The organism is Endozoicomonas sp. ALE010, from assembly GCF_049310165.1.
Lineage (GTDB): Bacteria > Pseudomonadota > Gammaproteobacteria > Pseudomonadales > Endozoicomonadaceae > Endozoicomonas.
The window spans coordinates 14,260-31,877 of record NZ_JBLYNV010000062.1 but is presented as its reverse complement, the minus strand read 5'-3'; the positions used below and the strand labels follow the sequence as shown (position 1 = coordinate 31,877).

At 49.2% G+C, this 17,618-nt stretch carries 13 protein-coding genes, 1 tRNA gene and 2 rRNA genes; 11 read left to right on the top strand and 5 right to left on the bottom strand.

From position 1 onward, the window contains the following. Together rrf (ACO6UY_RS20005) and rrf (ACO6UY_RS20000) are read left to right on the top strand one after the other, a co-directional pair. A 5S ribosomal RNA gene (gene rrf / locus ACO6UY_RS20005) occupies positions 1-87 on the top strand; the annotation flags it as partial. 48 nt (positions 88-135) lie between these two features. After that, a 5S ribosomal RNA gene (gene rrf / locus ACO6UY_RS20000) occupies positions 136-251 on the top strand. Between the two features lie 76 nt (positions 252-327). Here the strand turns inward: rrf (ACO6UY_RS20000) and ACO6UY_RS19995 are convergent. Continuing rightward, positions 328-1,488: a methyltransferase domain-containing protein gene (locus tag ACO6UY_RS19995; protein WP_422447059.1), complete on the bottom strand. Its 1,161-nt coding sequence runs from the start codon at positions 1,486-1,488 to the stop codon at positions 328-330. Positions 1,489-1,879: 391 nt separating this feature from the next. On the opposite strand from ACO6UY_RS19995, the gene ACO6UY_RS19990 reads away from it, so the two are divergent. Next, positions 1,880-3,283, top strand: a complete 1,404-nt coding sequence (locus ACO6UY_RS19990) for an SLC13 family permease (RefSeq protein ID WP_422447057.1) — start codon at positions 1,880-1,882, stop codon at positions 3,281-3,283. Between the two features lie 87 nt (positions 3,284-3,370). On the opposite strand, the gene ACO6UY_RS19985 is transcribed toward ACO6UY_RS19990, so the two are convergent. The 3 genes from ACO6UY_RS19985 to ACO6UY_RS19975 form a co-directional block, all read right to left on the bottom strand. Then, on the bottom strand, positions 3,371-4,777 hold the full coding sequence (locus ACO6UY_RS19985) for an SLC13 family permease (RefSeq protein ID WP_422490988.1): 1,407 nt from the start codon (positions 4,775-4,777) through the stop codon (positions 3,371-3,373). A gap of 180 nt (positions 4,778-4,957) precedes the next feature. Next, entirely contained in the window at positions 4,958-6,193 is a 1,236-nt protein-coding gene (locus ACO6UY_RS19980; RefSeq protein ID WP_422447053.1) for a GGDEF/EAL domain-containing response regulator, read from the bottom strand. A gap of 144 nt (positions 6,194-6,337) precedes the next feature. After that, positions 6,338-7,441 carry a polyamine ABC transporter substrate-binding protein gene (locus ACO6UY_RS19975; protein WP_422447051.1) on the bottom strand — a complete coding sequence of 368 codons (1,104 nt, stop codon included), beginning with the start codon at positions 7,439-7,441 and terminating at the stop codon, positions 6,338-6,340. Positions 7,442-7,625: 184 nt separating this feature from the next. On the opposite strand from ACO6UY_RS19975, the gene ACO6UY_RS19970 reads away from it, so the two are divergent. Next, positions 7,626-8,585 (top strand): universal stress protein, encoded by a 960-nt coding sequence (locus ACO6UY_RS19970; RefSeq protein ID WP_422447049.1) that lies wholly within the window; start codon positions 7,626-7,628, stop codon positions 8,583-8,585. A 22-nt stretch (positions 8,586-8,607) separates the two neighbouring features. Here the strand turns inward: ACO6UY_RS19970 and ACO6UY_RS19965 are convergent, their stop codons facing one another. Continuing rightward, on the bottom strand, positions 8,608-9,042 hold the full coding sequence (locus tag ACO6UY_RS19965; protein ID WP_422447047.1) for a c-type cytochrome: 435 nt from the start codon (positions 9,040-9,042) through the stop codon (positions 8,608-8,610). Positions 9,043-9,454: 412 nt separating this feature from the next. Here ACO6UY_RS19965 and ACO6UY_RS19960 point away from each other — a divergent pair. From ACO6UY_RS19960 to ACO6UY_RS19930, 7 genes are all read left to right on the top strand, one after another. Continuing rightward, positions 9,455-9,531: transfer RNA gene (locus ACO6UY_RS19960), tRNA-Arg, on the top strand. A gap of 223 nt (positions 9,532-9,754) precedes the next feature. Beyond that, a complete protein-coding gene (locus tag ACO6UY_RS19955; RefSeq protein ID WP_422447045.1) occupies positions 9,755-10,207 on the top strand; it encodes a terminase small subunit in 453 nt (150 codons plus the stop codon). Between the two features lie 351 nt (positions 10,208-10,558). Then, on the top strand, positions 10,559-13,972 hold the full coding sequence (locus ACO6UY_RS19950; protein ID WP_422490987.1) for a DEAD/DEAH box helicase family protein: 3,414 nt from the start codon (positions 10,559-10,561) through the stop codon (positions 13,970-13,972). 81 nt (positions 13,973-14,053) lie between these two features. Beyond that, positions 14,054-14,275, top strand: coding sequence for a DUF433 domain-containing protein (locus ACO6UY_RS19945; protein WP_422447041.1), 222 nt, complete (start codon positions 14,054-14,056; stop codon positions 14,273-14,275). After that, positions 14,275-14,613 carry a DUF5615 family PIN-like protein gene (locus tag ACO6UY_RS19940; RefSeq protein WP_101748718.1) on the top strand — a complete coding sequence of 113 codons (339 nt, stop codon included), beginning with the start codon at positions 14,275-14,277 and terminating at the stop codon, positions 14,611-14,613. The genes ACO6UY_RS19945 and ACO6UY_RS19940 overlap by 1 nt, the downstream gene beginning before the upstream one ends. 180 nt (positions 14,614-14,793) lie before the next feature. Further along, positions 14,794-16,413, top strand: a complete 1,620-nt coding sequence (locus ACO6UY_RS19935; RefSeq protein ID WP_422490985.1) for a type I restriction-modification system subunit M — start codon at positions 14,794-14,796, stop codon at positions 16,411-16,413. Further along, positions 16,410-17,582 (top strand): restriction endonuclease subunit S, encoded by a 1,173-nt coding sequence (locus ACO6UY_RS19930; RefSeq protein WP_422490984.1) that lies wholly within the window; start codon positions 16,410-16,412, stop codon positions 17,580-17,582. The genes ACO6UY_RS19935 and ACO6UY_RS19930 overlap by 4 nt, the downstream gene beginning before the upstream one ends. The last annotated feature ends 36 nt before the right edge of the window (positions 17,583-17,618 follow it).

The following is a 17,618-nucleotide window of genomic DNA, read 5'->3' as shown; positions in this document are numbered from 1 at the left end:
TGATCCCATCCCGAACTCAGCAGTGAAATGACCGATCGCCGATGGTAGTGTGGGGTCTCCCCATGTGAGAGTAGGTCATCGCCAGGCACCAAATTCTATAATCTCTGAGCATAAAGCTCGAAGATAGCAGTTTAGTCTGAAGACCATAGAGCATTAGAACCACCTGATCCCATCCCGAACTCAGCAGTGAAATGATGCATCGCCGATGGTAGTGTGGGGTCTCCCCATGTGAGAGTAGGTCATCTTCAGGCACAAAATATAAACCCCCGATAGCTTGGCTGTCGGGGGTTTTATTTTATCATGGTTAAAAAATGCAACAGAAAAATTCTATCTTCGCTTAAGTAGCGCTGCGCTTGAATCAAATGCACCTAATTCTGGCCATGGGACATGACCATCTTTGTGAATTTTCTTCTCCACAGTAAATTGATTGTTTGCAAGAGCAATTATTTTTTCCAAAGATGAGTTGTTGAAACTTGTTATTAATAACTGGTTACATTGGTCAGCTGCGGTGTTAATAATTTTCTGTAATCGGGATGTATCTGCCATCAATGAGTTACGCAGAACACATAGGTCCACGGCCTTAGGCCAGGCATGGTCAGGATCAGAGGGGCTACCGACATGGAATTGCAAGTCCAGTCCATGACTCTTCAGTCGTTCGGCATAATACTCAGACTCCTGGATGTTTTTCGGGCTGTCATCTATGCCAAAAAAGTGAACATCTTGTCCGTATAGTTGATGATACCTCACCGCACTGTGGCTTGCACCGCATGCTAGCTCTACTATTTGGCCCTTTTCTGGAACATGTGGGTGTAATTCTTTGAGTATGGTAAAGAAGTCTTCGGAGATTTTGAAACGTTGCTGCATCGTATGCAGGCTGAGCTTTTCAGAACGTATGCTCCATATTGATTGATGGATCCCAGCAGGAGCCATCAGGTCCGGATAAATTTCTCCTGTTATATCATCCAGTAATACTGATTCATGGGCGATGGATGATGATAGATGAGAAGCAGCATAAAAAATAGCTGCTAAATTCTGGTCAGTAGTAATTTGAGCCGGAGTTTTACCTGCAAGGTTAACTGCGGTGATATTAATTTCAGGCTGTGATAGCAGTTCTTTAACCACAGCCCTGTGGTTTCCTTGTGATGCCCAATGAAGGGCTGTATTCCCATTAGAGCTGGTTCCATTGATATCAATAACATCAGAGTTCTTTTTCATGTGCGCAATTAAAGCACCGAACTCTCCTTGTGCGGCTAACTGTCTGAACACTTTATTTATTTCCTTGCTTGAGTCTGGGTCTCTGAGCTGTGAGTGTTCAATATTTTTGCTGCTGTCGCTTTTTCTGACATCATAATCATGCAAAGCTTTTTTTTCGGATTCCACAATAGGACTGGTATTGACTGTGGCTCTTGCTTGTGTTCCATCTTCTTCCTGATTAAGTGAAACCGGATCTGGTTTGTAAGTGGGGCTGCTTGTATTCAATGGATTCATAATATATTTATTATCACTCTTTGATATATATAAAATACTCAGTAATTGATTAATAATTAATGATAAAGTTCACTTTTTTTAGTTAATTAATTTCAATGAATAAGGCTTGGTACTTTTATATTGTATATTTTTTCACTATTTTTAAGCTTTAAGAAAATGTTGTCTATATGATCTGATTAATGGTGTTTAACCTTATCTTATGCAAAATTATTCATTAACAAGTCTGTGTTCTGGCTTCACGTATTGATAGGCACAATTTTGCACTGAACAATTTAACTGTCTTAACCGTTAATTATTTAAAAATGATTATGCCTGCTTTCTGTTGATTAGCTTCAGCGTTCCAGCCTTTAGAGTACGCTGATCCATTTTAACTATGTACGGTATGTTGTAAATGACTCCGCTTAAAAAGGTTGTGCCAATAGCAATCATCTTCCTGGGGCTGTTCGGCTTTCCGGAAATGGTGTTTCCCGAAGGTGTCTTGTCAATTTTGCAGCAGCGGGTGTTGGCCATTTTTATTCTGGCAACCCTGATGTGGGTCAGTGATGCCGTGCCAGCCTTTGCAACATCTCTTCTGATTATTATGCTGCTGGTATTGACCGCTTCAAACAGCGCACCTTTTCCGCTCAGGGATGGTCTTGGTGAAGACATGCTGAACTATGTAACTATTTTCAATAGTCTGGCATCACCCATCATTGTCCTTTTTCTGGGCGGGTTCTTTATTGCTCTGGCCTGTGCCAAGTACAAGGTAGATATCAATCTGGCCCGTGTGCTGTTAAAGCCTTTTGGCCAGAAGTATGAAATTGTGATGCTTGGTGTGATGATCATCACGGCCATCTTCTCCATGTTCATGAGCAATACAGCGACCAGTGTGTTGATGCTGACTATTATGACGCCATTGTTGGCTCGAATGGACAGTGAAGATCCCGGATGTCGGGCAATGGTATTGAGTATTCCTATTGCCGCCAACCTGGGTGGTATGGGGACTCCGATTGGAACTCCGCCCAATGCCATCGCTTTCCGTTATTTTGTTGGTGAGCATGCGTTGTCGTTTGGTGGCTGGATGCTGTTTGCCGTACCGATTACTGTCGTTATGATTGCTTTCAGTTGGTGGTTACTGCAAAAGATGTACCCCTCCAATGGTGGCGATCTGGATGTCCGGATTGATGGCCGTTTTGAAAGAGGGCTGAAGCCGTACATTGTTTATATCACTATTGTGTTGACCATCCTGCTGTGGGTGTTCTCCGATGTCCACGGCATTAATGCCTGTGCCGTCGCCATTATTCCGGTGGCTGTATTCAGCCTGTGTGGCATTGTTGATAAGCATGATCTGAAGCATATCAGCTGGGATGTGCTCTGGCTGCTTGCCGGTGGTATTGCCATTGGTACTGCGCTTGCCTCGTCTGGTCTTGCCGGGTTGCTGGTCAGTATGGTGCCATTTGAACAGTTCGATGCGGTGACCATCATTCTGGGCATCAGCGTGCTCTGTATGATTATGGCGACATTTATGTCCCACACGGCCACTGCAAACCTGTTAATGCCCATTGCCATCTCCATGTCCAATTCTGTGGTCAGTATTGAAGAGCAGGGAGGACTGGTTGTGATTGGTACGGCGGTTGCCCTGGCATCTTCCCTGGGGATGGGCCTGCCAATCAGCACACCGCCCAATGCACTGGCGCACGCTACAGGGTTGGTCGATACCAGGGACTTTATCAAAACCGCTCAGATTTTAAGTCCGCTGGGGGTTTTATTGATCTTTTCGGTATTGATGCTGATGACCTGGATGGGCTTCTTTTAAGGGGTAATGTCAGCGATGCGTTTTATTTTTGACGTTGAAAGCGATGGCAACTCCCGAGATCGGGGTTGCCAAATAGCGGGAGTCTGATCAGAAGTAACCCAACACACCCAGCAGGGTAATCACTGCAAAGATAATCAGGACACCGATGGTGCTGATGAACTTACCGGCCTTGATAAAGTCTCTGCTGGCAACCATACCGGTGGCATGGGCCAAAGCGTTGGGCGGAGTGCTGATAGGCAGTGACATTCCCATGGATGCACAGAGCGCAACCGAGATAACCATAAGGCTGATACCGCCATAATTTTCCAGCCCGCTCAGAACCGTAGCGACTGAAACTGCAATTGGCATCAGCAGGTTCGCTGTGGCGGTATTGGACATAAATGTTGCCATCACCATTGAGACCACAGCCATCAGAAATAACACCACAAAGGTTCCCATGGTGTCGAAGGGAATGGTGTGAACAATAGAGCGTGCCAGGCCGCTTTTTTCCAGGGCATAGCCCAGGGCAATACCACCGGCAATCAGCCAGAGTACGTCCCAGTTAATATTTTTGATGTCGTCGGTATCGATAATGCCGGAAAGGGAGAAAACGATGACCGGCAGTAAGGCGACAGTGTACGAGTTTACGCCATGAATGCTGGAGGTGGTCCACAGCAGTACCGTCGCGGCAGTTGTTGCATAAACAAGGTAGGCTTTTGGCGATTGTTCAAAGGTGCATTCGATTTTAACGGCAAGCTCTTTGATGTTTCCCGGGTACAACTTACGCAACAATACCCAGGCAATCATAATTAATACCACGGCCATGGGGATGGCAAACAGCATCCACTCGCCAAAGGTGATGGCATGCTCGCCGGTTAAATAGCGAAAAGCAATGGCGTTCGGTGGCGTGCCGATGGGGGTTCCAATGCCGCCGATATTGGCGGCTATGGGCACAGCAAGCATAACACCCTTGACGGCATTATCCGTGGTATCAACGTTTGCCAGTAGTGGTGTCAGCAAGGTAAGCATCATTGCTGTTGTTGCGGTATTACTCATAAACATGGAGAAGAAGGCGGTAATGCCCATCAGACTGAGCATCACTTTCTTGTAATCACTGCCAATGGGTTTTAACAACACTCTGGCCAGGTTGATGTCCAGTTTGTACTTCGTGGCGGCAATGGCAATGAAGAAACCGCCAAGGAACAGAACAATAACCGGGGCTGCCAGACTGCTGAGAATTTCTTTGTAGCTGAGCATGGCCTCCGGATTCAATGCTTCCCGGAGAAAGTACGGGCTGGTATTGGACACCATGGTGGCCAGCAAGCCCAGAATAAGTAGTGACGTCGCATAGGCTGGCACGGCCTCAGAGACCCAGAGCAATGTCGCCATCAGGAAAATAGCCAGCACCCGTTGTTGTTCGATGGTGATGTTGGCAATAGGAATAAATTCAGCGGGAATGAAACACAGAAAGAAGAAAGAGGCTGCAATCAGCGACAGCTTGAGAATACGCGACATAGACGTCATTCAACCCTTGAGATGCAAACAGAAGTTTAAAATTCTTGATGGTGTTTATCATGCATCAACGGTGCAGCAAACGTATTGAATCAGGTCAATGAAACATCATTTTCGAAAAGTGAATATAATTCAGGCAGGAGAAACGTTGCAGATTGCATGACTACCGTTGTCAATGCATTTTCAGATGCAGGGCTTGGGTAGTGTAATCGGCTGTCTTGCCAGCCACTCCCGCTCCCACTGGGGGATTTCATCGGCGGGCATGGGTCTGGCAATGAAGAAGCCTTGTGCCTGGTCACAATTTAACTCATTCAGCAATTGCCAGCCTTCGAGTGTTTCTACTCCCTCGGCAACGGTTTGCATATTCAATTTGTGGGCCAGGCTGATGTTGGCTTCAACAATCGCTTTATGGTTTTTGTCACTACAGGCATTAGAGACAAATGAACGATCAATTTTCAGCTCACTGAAAGGGATTCGGTTTAACTGCTGCATGCTGGAATAGCCAGTACCGAAGTCGTCAATAGAGAGTGAGAAACCATGGAGTTTGAATCTGGCCAGTGTTTCCAGGGAAAGCGCCGCATTTTCAATCAGACTGCTTTCGGTAATCTCAAGAGTCAGGAGTTCTGGTGGAATACTCAAATCCCGCATCTTGCCAATCAGCATATCGGGCAGGTCGGTATTGGTGAGAGTGGCTGCAGAAAGGTTGATGCCAACGGCAATGTTTCTGCCCTGTTCACGCCAGGCTCGAATCTGCTCCAGTGCCAGGTCGATCATTTTTGTGGTCATCGGGGTTATCAGGCCAGAGCTCTCCATCATGGGGATAAAGTGGACTGGGCTGATAACGCCAGCTTCCGGGTGATGCCAGCGGGTGAGTGCTTCAACAGAGATCATTCGGCCACTTTTCAGCAAGACCTTTGGCTGGTAGTAAAGCACGAACTGATTGGCTTCAATGGCTTTCTCAAGAGCTTCTTCATCAAAGATCAGCTCTCTGGAGGTGACGGGGCAGGCATTATTCTCAGTCTGTTCTGAACAGTAAAATTCCAGTAATTCTCTCAGACGGGGGCGGGACATTGGTTTGGGGATATGGCCCAGCACCATCAGGCCATGAGCTTGAGCCATATCACTGACCATTCGCACTAAAGCTGCCTCCATGGCGCTGAGCACAATTACGCCCCGGGCAAGCTTTTGCTCCGCCAGGTGGCGAATAAACCGGATACCGTCCATACCCGGCATATCGAGGTCACAGATGACGATATCAACGGCACCCCGGTTTTGCAGAAACTTCAGAGCCTCTTTGCTGCTTTTTGCTGTATGCAGTCTGTCAATATTAAGGCCTGAGACCGTTTGCTCTGCCACCACTCGCTGAAAAGGGTGGTCTTCCAAGATCAGGATACTGAGAGAGGTGATGTTACTGTCCATGTAATGGCCGGGTGACAATGATTCAATCTATAAATTATGGCGTATTGGGCAGTGTTGGAGGTTTTTTTTAGCGGTTATTGGATAAATGGAGCCAGAGTGACAGTTATCAGAAGGATCAAACTTCTGATAACTGTTGGCAAAAGATCAGTTGCCAGATTTTATTCTGGACCACTCGCGGGTGATGTAACGCTTCAGTTTGGATGGCAGTTCTTTGAAAACAAAGAGCTTCTCCATGGTCTCATCGTCTGGGAAGACACCGGGATCTTTAGCAATGTCTGCATCCACATACTGTTTAGAAGCAGGGTTAGGGTTGCTATAGGTCACGTAGTTGGTCACATCAGCAATCACCTTTGGTTCCATCAGATAGTCCAGCATCTGGTGAGCGGCGTCTTTGTGAGGCGCATCATTAGGAATGGCCAGCATATCAAACCACATGGCTGCACCTTCCTTGGGAACAACATAGCGGATATCCAGGCCGTTACCCGCTTCTTTAGCCCGATCTCTGGCAATCATCGCGTCACCAGACCACATCAGGGCCACACAGATATCGCCATTGGCCAGGTCAGACAGAGAGCGGGAGGAGTGATAGTAAGCGATGTAAGGAGAAATCTCTTTCATCTTGGCCACGGCCTGTTTGTAATCCGCCATATCCAGACTATCGCCGGGAATACCGAGGTAGGCCATCACAGAAGGCAGCACTTCACTTGCGGCGTCAAGAAACGCAACACCACAGCTTTGCAGCTTCTTCATATTCTCCGGCTCAAGGATCAGAGACCAGCTATCCACTGGGGCATCCTTGCCGAGCACTTTTTCGACAGCCGCCTTGTTATAGCCAATACCGGTGGTTCCCCAGAGGTAAGGGATACCGTAGGTATTGTTTTCATCAAAGTTGTCTGAGATCGCCTTCATAATGACGGGATCAAGATGTTTCAGATTAGGCAGTTTGGACTTATCCAGCGGCTCATAGACGCCAGCACGAATCTGGGTCTTGTAGAAATCGTGGGAAGGCGAGACCAGGTCGAAACCGCTGCGTCCGGAGAGCAGTTTGCCTTCAAGTACCTCATTACTGTCATAAACGTCATAAACCACGTCGATGCCAGTTTTGTCGGAAAAGTTCTTGACGGTATCTTCCGCGATGTAATCGGTCCAGTTATAGAAATACAGTTTTTCAGCCTTGTCATCTGAGGCCTGGAGTTGGGCAGCACAGAGCAGTGCGGCGACGATGAACGTTCTCTTAATCAGTTTCATAAACGTGCCGTGAGCCTTATACAAGGAAAATAATAGGGAGCGAGATTATATAGCAGTAACATTGTTCTACAAGCCCGTTCCTATTGGTTACCAGGCAGAATTCCGGAGTTATCAGCAGAATATCTGGCAGGGCGACCAATTCCTGCGATAATGGGTAGGGTTGTGATCGGTTGAGACTAAATTGATGCATGCTTTTCGTTCGATTCTTCTGGCCGTTACCCGGCAACACACCTCGGATATGGAGCTACAGCAGGCCTTTCGGCTGGCTCTGGATAACCGGGCCACCTTATTGATTGCCCTGTTTGACCAGAGCCTGGAAACTCTGAATCATCTGCAATTTGTCCCGTTGGAAAAAAAACTGGAAGACCACCTCAGGCAGCAACTTGAGGATGAGCTTGAGCGCCTCAAGACCATGGCCTGGGAGCAGGGGATCGAAGCAGAGACATTGATTGTTCCCGGCCGACCCCGGCAAGCCATTTATAAGGTGATACAAGAACATCATATTGACCTGGTCATCAAACTGGCGGATGCCAGTGGCGCGCTGACTCGGAAACAGTTAACCGGCAATGACCTGGCTTTGCTCAGAAAATGCCCGGTGCCCATTTTGATGATGGCCGACCGGGATCAGCTCCCACAATTCAATGGCAAAATCCTGGTGGCCGTGGATGCTGGCGACCCTGACTCGGATGCCCATGATCTGAATCGCACGCTTTTACAATACGGTCTCTATCTGGCTAGTCAGGAAAAGGCCGCGTTGCATCTGGTCAGTGTCTGGAATGTACCCTTAGGGCGGCGCTCCCTGAAAACACTATCTGATGAAGAGCTCTATGAATTGCAGGAAATAACCCAGCGGCGCTACCACAACAAATTACAGGAGGTCATGCAGGAAGTTGGCGTGACTGAGAATGACGACCAGCAGCCCGTATCCATTCATCTGCTCAGGGGCAACCCGGCGACCGAGATCCAGCAACTGGCCAATGAGCTGAATGTTGATGTCATTGTGATGGGCACGCTTGGACGCCATAAGGAAGGCATTCTGGTGGGGAATACGGCTGAGAACATCATGAACAGTATCTACTGCTCAATACTGGCGGTGAAGCCGGAAGGATTTATCAGCCCGCTGGCAAAAGCTGCCAGCGGCTGATCATCAAACCTGAAGGAAGAGGTCAGGGCTTAAGGCCGCTCATGTATTCAATCGCAATACTGATCTCTTCATCAGAACAATCCATACAGGTACCTTTGGCAGGCATACTGCGAATACCGTTAATGGCGTTGGACAGCAGACTGCTGAACCCGCCAGCGGTCTTCTCTGCGGCTTGCCATGCTGCGGCATCGTCCTTTTTGGGAGCACCTAACAGGCCAGAGCCATGACAGGCCACACAAAACTGATTGTAAACTGCATCGCCACTTCTCGGGCCACTGCTGGAGCTGACTGCTACCCCGGCGGCACTGGCACACTCCTCACCTGCGAGACAGACGAAACCCACAGGAGCAAGACGCTCGCTTATCTCACCACGAGTAATTGAATCAAGGTCAGCAGTCGGCTTGGCAAACACCAGCGACGCGAATAGTCCCCCGACTAACAGAATCAAAGCACGCATATGAGTTCCCCTTGACACTCGCTTGTCCTCTTAAGGCGATTAATGGCTATCTTATTTTAGGCGTTGCCAGAGCTGGTAAAAAGTAGCTTAAGACTCACTGATAAGCTTTCGCCTGTGTAGCCGAATTATTCTGGGCAATGGGATTATAGAACAATTGGTATCCCTGAAACAGGGGTTTATATATCGTGGGTTTCGGTAATTACTATGGCTTGTCATTGTGAAGCACTCGACCGGGGCTTGAACAGCCTGCTGAGCCAGCTCACGGAATGCAGATGATGGGAGCAGGTTATTAAAAGGAGACTGAGATGCTTTTGATATTGGCACCAGACAGCAGCAAAAAAATCATAGACAGCCCGAGGGCGGATCAGTATTATTGGCAACCGCTGGAGCCGCTGTCTGCTGCTCTGGAAGTGCACCCGTAGCTCAGCTGGATAGAGCGCTGCCCTCCGGAGGCAGAGGTCAGAGGTTCGAATCCTCTCGGGTGCGCCAGTAAAATCAATGTCTTATCTCCTATTTTCTCTTCGTTAAAAGCACTTAAATTTCTTTTTCCACTACATTTCCAGTAACAAGTGGAAACAGCAATTCTAGACTACTGTTCAGAGCCCTACCCTTTTTTATTCTTGCAACTCACGTCCGCTGACTTATAGCCGTTTAGTCTTTAGTTCAGGGATTGCATGGTATGATGATCTCAATGCCATCAAGGATGATTGCCATGAATGACAAACAGCGCCGTTTCGTTGATGAGTACCTGATTGACCAGAACGCGACCCGAGCTGCCATTGCCGCTGGCTATAGTCCCAAGACTGCCAGAGCTCAGGGTTGTCGCCTGTTAACAAATGCTGACATTGCCACCGAAATTCGGGTGCGTCAGGGTAAGCTCAGTCGTGAGCTGAATATCACTGCTCGGGACAAGCGTACCAAGCTCTGGGAGATCGCGCGGTTCTGTGGTGAAGTGATCGAAACGCCAGAGGGTGATTTACGGATGCGAAACCCGAGAGCTGCCACGGCCGCCATTGCTGAACTGAATAAGATGGACGGTGACTATCAGCAAAAGGCTCAGGAAGAGAGCCGTATTAACTTTATCCAGATTTTCGATTCGGAAGATCGCCCTGAAGGTCATGTTGAACAGGTCCAGGACAGCAACTGGCTGAACAGTGAGTATTAAATGAAATAGGGTGGGGAAGTACCCCGTATGCCGGACCTGACACCCACGCCTGCCAAGTCAGCAGTCGAGGGGTAATGCATGCACACTTTGCCATTGATAACTGGAGGGGGGGGATAAATCATCTACCCATACTTTGGCAGCCTTTCTTATATCGCTATGGCTGAAAAAAAATTTTGCGGAATCCCCCTGCCAATAACACAGGCCTGGTAGCCTGGTCACTGTCACCCTCTATTCAGTTAGCATATTTCGGTATGGAATATCGGGGCAGCCTGAGGATACAATATTTTTCTTTGTCGTCTATTTTCCTGCCTTTATCGCTTGGCAGGCACTCTGATTATAAGATGGTCAGCCATGCAGAAGTCATTGAACTTTGAAATGCTGCGCACCCATTGGCCGGAACTGGCCAACTTGAGCAGTAAGGCAGAAGAGTATGTCCACACTGATCCTGAGAGCTGTCTGATCAAGCTCCGGAACTACCTTGAGCTGATTATCCGGTGGCTTTACCGTCAGGAGCGTTTGCCTGAAGGGTATCGTTCCAGTCTCTATGACCTGATGAAGGCGGATGCCTTTAAAAGTACGATTCCCGAGGCCATTCAGGTGAAGATGGATGCCATTCGTATTCATGGTAACCGGGCTGCTCATGGTGATGTGATCAAGGTGAATGATGCCCGGTGGCTGTTGAAAGAAGCCTTCATCATGGGTGCATGGATCTACCTGCGTTATGCCAATGGGCATGCAGACGACATCGCAAAATTCCAGTTGCCCCAGGCTTCATCGGATCAGACGGGTAGCGAGCTGACCAAAAAAGAGCTGGATCAGAAACAGGCCCAACTGGAGAAAGCCAGGGAAGAACTCGAAGCTATCCAACAACGGGAAATGGGTATTCTCCGTGAGTTGCAGCTACAAAAAGAGAAGGCCGAAGAGTTCCAGCAAAGGATGGAGGCCCTGCGCCAGAAGAATGAGCAGGCAGCCAACATTCTGGAGCTGGATGAAGCCGAAACCCGCCGTCGCCTGATCGACTCTCGCCTGATCGCTGCCGGTTGGGATGTCGCTGAGGGTGTAAAGGATACAGCTCAGGTCACCCAGGAGCATCCGGTCAAAGAGCAACCCACCAACAGTGGCGATGGTTACGCGGACTATGTGCTTTGGGACGATACCGGTAAACCGTTAGCTGTCGTGGAAGCCAAGCGTACCCAGGTGGCGGCAGAAAAAGGTCGTACCCAGGCCAAGCACTATGCCGACTGGCTGGAAAAGCAGTACGGTCAGCGCCCTGCGATCTTTTATACAAACGGCTACGATATTTACCTCTGGGACGACCACCCAGCCCGAAACTATCCACCGAGAAAACTCTTTGGTTTCTACAGCCCTGAAAGTCTGGCCTACCTGGTTCAACAACGTACGGGCTGTCGACCGTTAGCAGAAGTGCCGGTTGACACCCATATTGCCGGTCGTCTGTATCAGTTGGAGAGTATTGCCCGAGTCGGTGAACGCTTTACGGATAAACATCGCAAGGCCCTGATTGTCCAAGCTACCGGTACCGGTAAGACCCGTGTTGCCATTGCGTTGACCAAACGGCTGCTCGATGCCCGATGGGCCAAGCGGGTGCTTTTCCTCTGTGACCGAAAAGAGCTACGTAAGCAGGCACGGAATGCATTTAATGAATTCATCCGTGACCCTATCTATGTGGTAGGTCGAACGGATAAAAAGTACCAGGACACCTCCCGCATCTTCATCTCTACCTATCCCGGAATGATGAACATTATGGATCGGTACGATGTGGGCTATTTTGACCTGATCATTGCGGATGAATCCCATCGTTCCATCTATAACGTTTACGGGGACCTGTTTAAATACTTCGATGCCCTTCAGGTTGGCCTGACCGCAACGCCCGTGGATATGATCGGCCACACCACCTACGGCCTGTTTGGTTGCGAAGGCCGTATACCCACCTATGAATACTCACTGGAAGCGGCGATAAACGACAATCATCTGGTGCCCTTTGAGGTCATTACCCACACCACGCAATTCCTCCGTGAGGGTATTAAAAAAGACAACCTCAGCAATGAACAGATTGCCCAACTGGAAGCGCAGGGCATCGACCCGAACACCCTGGAATTTGATGCCAAGGTCATTGATAAGGCGATCTATAATCGGGACACCAATCGGGCCATTATGCGCAACCTGATGGAGCATGGTATCCGGGACCGGGATGAACAGCTTCCGGGCAAAAGTATTGTCTTTGCCCGCAACCATCAGCATGCGGTTCTGCTGCAAAGCGTTTTTGATGAGATGTATCCGCAGTTTGCCGGTAAGTTCTGTCAGGTCATCGATAACTATGACCCGAGGGCAGAACAACTCATTGAAGATTTTAAAGGCGGTGATCTTAGCACCAACAAAGAGCTGACCATTGCCATTTCGGTGGACATGCTCGACACCGGTATTGATGTGCCGGAAGTGGTCAACCTGGTGTTTGCCAAGCCGGTGAAGTCCAAAGTGAAATTCTGGCAGATGATTGGCCGGGGGACTCGCCTTTGCAAAGACCTGTACGGGGCAGGGAAAGACAAGGAAAAATTCCGTATTTTCGATCACTGGGCCAACTTCGAGTACTTCGAGCAGGAGCCACCCGAGGTGCAGCCAACCACCGGCAAGCCACTGGCACAGAAACGGCTGGAAGCCTGGGTCGAACTGGCCAAAGCGGCACAGAAAAAGTTTGAACAGGGCAGTCTGGCCATCATTGCCAAACAGCTTCATGAGCAGGTGTCTGCACTGGATGAAAAATCCATTGCCGTTCAGGAAAAGTGGCAGATCCGTGCCCGGCTGAGTGACCTGAAACGGTTGGAACAGTTTGCTCCCCAAACCCAGCAGCAACTGCTGGATGACATCGGTCCTCTGATGCAGTGGGTGGATGTCAGGGGGCAGGGGAATGCCATGCGTTTTGATCTGGATATGATTACCGCCCAGACTGCCCTGTACACCAACAAAAGCGGACTGGAAAAACAGTGGTCCATCGTTATCCAGAAACTGGATCAGCTACCCCCGCATCTGGCTCAGGTCCAGCAGCAGGGTGACATCATTAACCAGCTCCGGGACCTGGACTGGTGGCACAACGCCAGCTTTGCCGAACTGGAACATGCCCGTACCCGCCTCAGGGGGATCATGTACCTGATGGAGGGCGACGTAACTCCGCCCCCTACACCCCCCGTGGAAACGGATATCCGTGAAGATCAGGGCAAGTACGAGATCAAACGGCGGGAGACCAATATCAAGTCGGTGGACTTTAAACTCTACCGTCAGCAGGTTCAGGGCGCACTGGAACCCCTGTTCACCAGTAACCCCGTGTTGATGAAAATCCGTCGGGGGGAACCGGTACAGCCCAAAGAGCTGGATGAGCTGGCAAAGCTGGTTCTGGTTCAGAATCCGAATGTGGATATCCGGGTACTGAAAGAGTTCTACCCCGAAGCCTCTGCGGGGCTGGATCAGATTCTGCGAACCCTGATTGGTATGGAGAGCCAGGCTGTAGCCGAAAAATTTGCCGGTTTTGCCGCTCAATACAATCTAAGCAGCCAGCAGATTCGCTTTCTGGATTTGCTGAAAAACCACATACGGGATTACGGCACCATCGAAATGGCGCAACTGTTTGATCAGCCCTTTACCCGCATCCATGGTGAAGGCATTACCGGCCTGTTCCCGGATATGGATCAGGTGATGGCCATTAAAGCCATTGTGGATGGGGTATCGGTTGATATTGGCAAGGCAACAACCTGAGCCCTGTATAGAGTAATGGCGATTGAGCCATTGCAAGACTAGAATAGGTCAGGAATAAATCACGGCGAAAGGAGATGGCAAGTGATTAACGGTAATATCTTGGTAGAGTGTAAGCCCGATGTAATGAGAGGCAAACCCTGCATCAAAGGTACCCGGATTACAGTGGAAAGCATTTTGGAAATGTTGGGTTCAGGCATGACCTATGGGGAGATTATTTCTGATTTTCCCAGCCTGGATGAAACCAGGATCCGGGCAGCGCTGGAATATGCAGCGAGCCACCTGCCGAAAGGGAATGCTGCGTAGTGCTGCTGTTTGATGAAAACCTGTCATATAAGCTGGCGAGGATGGTCAGCAAGCCGTTCAGGGGAGCGGTTGCCGTTTCAAGGGTAGCGACTTTGGGGGAAGGTGCTTCAGATCAGAGCGTTTGGGACTATGCGAAACACCAGGATCTGGCAATTGTGACTAAAGACCGGGATTTTGTCGATTACTGGAGCCGCCTTGGCCCTCCTCCTAAAGTCATCCATATTCAGATCGGGAATGCTCGACTGGCTGCGGTACAGTCTCTGATTATGGATAATCAGGATTGCATCAACCAGTTTCTGGCTGAAGAAAACAGTGGGCTTCTATGCCTTCGCCTGTAACTTGGTGCCAAACTCAAGACGCTACGTATCTTTGACCAGTACAATACTGCATTATTGGCTTAACCCATCCAGGTAAGATTCATCTCTGGCCCTGTGAAACAGGATGTCGGGAAATTACAAACCAAAATCCGTATACTCCCACCATTTTATACCCCCTTTAAAGTGAAATAGGCATCACCCATGATCACCGGCGATCTGAAAAGCAAAATCGACAAGCTCTGGGAAGAGTTCTGGGTGGGCGGTATCACCAACCCGCTTACTGTGATTGAACAGATCACCTACCTGATGTACTCCCGCATGCTGGATATGCAGGAGAGCAAGGACGAGCAGCGTAAGGCGCTCGCAGGGGTAGACTTCAAGCCCCGCTTTGCTGCCCATGAGCAGGATTACCGGTTCAGCCATTTTGCCAACCTGGGTGCTGATGAAATGATGGAGCTGGTGCGGGATGAGGTATTTCGTCACTTCAGAACGCTGAGTGAGAAAGGCTCGCTGCTCGGTAACTTTATGAAGGATGCCCGGCTGGAAATCGTTAAGCCCAGTCTGCTGGTAAAAGCAGTAGAGATGATCAAACAGTTACCGCTGGACCGGGGGGACACCAAGGGTGATCTGTACGAATACCTGCTGAGTAAACTGACCACGGCGGGCATCAACGGCCAGTTCCGTACCCCACGTCATATCATCCGGGCCATGGTGGAGATGATGGAGCCTAACCCGGCCCGTCATGAGCGTATCTGTGACCCTGCCTGTGGGACCGGTGGTTTTCTGTCGTCCAGTTACGAATACCTGCTGGAAAAATACAGTTCCCTGGATTCCGTCCATAAAGAGATGGTTATTAATCAGAAGGGCGAACCCGAAGCACAGTATGTCTATTCCGGTGATCTGCTGAATGAATACCGGAACCATGTGGACTACGACATGTTCCACGGTTATGACTTTGACTCCACCATGCTGCGCATTGCCGCCATGAACCTGATTATGCACGGGGTGGACGAGCCGGATATCCACTACCAGGACACCATGAGCCTGGGTTTCAGCGACAAATTCCCGGAAGCCTCCCACAATGCGTTTCATCTGATTCTGGCCAACCCGCCCTTTACCGGCACACTGGATGAAGAAGACATTGACCCGGTATTGCTGAAAACCGTCAAGACCAAAAAGACCGAGCTGCTGTTTTGCGCCCGTATTCTGCAAATGCTGAAAGTGGGTGGTCGCAGTGCCACGGTTGTGCCCCAGGGAGTGCTGTTTGGTTCCAGCAAGGCACACCAGAGCCTGCGGGAAAAGCTGGTGGAAGAAAACCAGCTGGAGGCGGTGGTCAACCTGCCTTCCGGTGTGTTTAAGCCTTATGCCGGTGTGGCCACGGCGATTCTGATTTTTACCAAGGGTGGAGAGACCGATGACGTCTGGTTCTATGACCTGGCAAACGACGGTTATAGTCTGGATGACAAACGGACACCGATTGCCAAAAATGACCTGCCCCATCTGATTGCCAGTTGGAAGCAGTATCGCCAGGGCAAAGGGCGGCCGGTGGATGTCTTTATGGGGTATAAATTGCAGACGCAATTTATGAGTGAACACCCGGAAGGGGTTGCTGAAACGGATTTTCAGGACCGTACTCAGAAGGCTTTTGTTGTACCTAAAGTGGACCTGAAGGCCAATAAATACGACCTGTCCATCAACCGTTATAAAGAGGTGGTGTATCAGGAAGAGCAGTATGAGCCGCCTAAAGAGATACTGGCACGGCTGAAGGCTTTGGAGGCGGATATTCAGCAGGAGCTGGTGGAGCTGGAGGAGATGTTGTGAGTTGGCCTTTGGTTAAGCTGGGTGAACTTGTTGATATCAAGGGTGGTGGGACACCAAGTAAACGAGTTGAAAAGTATTGGAATGGTGATATACCTTGGGCAAGTGTTAAGGATTTCAAAGGAAGTCTGATCACTAAAACGCAAAATTATATTACCAGGGAGGGCGTTGAGAACTCGGCAACCAATATAATTCCTGCTGGAACTCTTATTGTTCCCACCAGAATGGCACTTGGCAAGGTTGCACTGACTGGTTGCGATATGGCTATTAATCAAGATGTGAAGGCGCTCCTGATAAAAGATAAAAACCAGCTGAGTACCGACTATCTTTTGAGGTTTCTCGGAAACAGTTCAGGGTTTATTGAAGCTCAAGGTCAGGGGGCAACGGTAAAGGGAATCAAGTTGGAGGTTCTACGAGAACTTGCTTTACCACTCCCACCATTGGCCGAACAAAAACGCATTGCCGCCATACTGGATAAAGCCGACCAGCTACGCCAGAAACGCCAGCAGGCCATTGCCCTTGCTGACGACTTCCTCCGTAGTGTGTTCCTGGATATGTTTGGTGATCCGGTCACTAACCCTAAGGGTTTTCCAGTAGGCTCAATTCGCGATCTGTTGGCTGAAGCTAAATATGGCACATCTGCCAAGGCATCAGAAACTGATGGGGAATATCCCGTTTTACGTATGGGAAACATCACTTACGGGGGGAAATGGAATTTAACAGACTTAAAGTTCGTCGATCTTTCCCATGCGGATAAACCAAAATACTTGGCCCGGCAAGGTGATCTGATATTTAACCGTACAAACTCCCGTGAGTTGGTTGGTAAGACTGCTGTTTATGACTTTGATTACCCCATGGCTTTGGCAGGTTATCTTATTCGTGGACGTGTGAATGAAAGAGGAAACCCCTACTACATTTCTGCATATTTGAACTCCAGGCACGGGAAAAAGACATTGCTGACCATGTGCAAGAGCATTGTTGGCATGGCGAATATTAATGCTCAAGAAATGCAAAATATAAAAATTTTAATGCCACCAATTGACCTGCAGAATAAATATCAGCAGATTGAACTTGCTGTTCGGGACAGGTTGGGCATGATGACAGTGTCAAGCTCAGAAATGGGCACCCTCTTTCACTCCCTCAGCCAAAAAGCCTTCGCTGGCGAACTTTAGCAACTCAGTTCTATGACATCGTTCCCACGGCCCCCG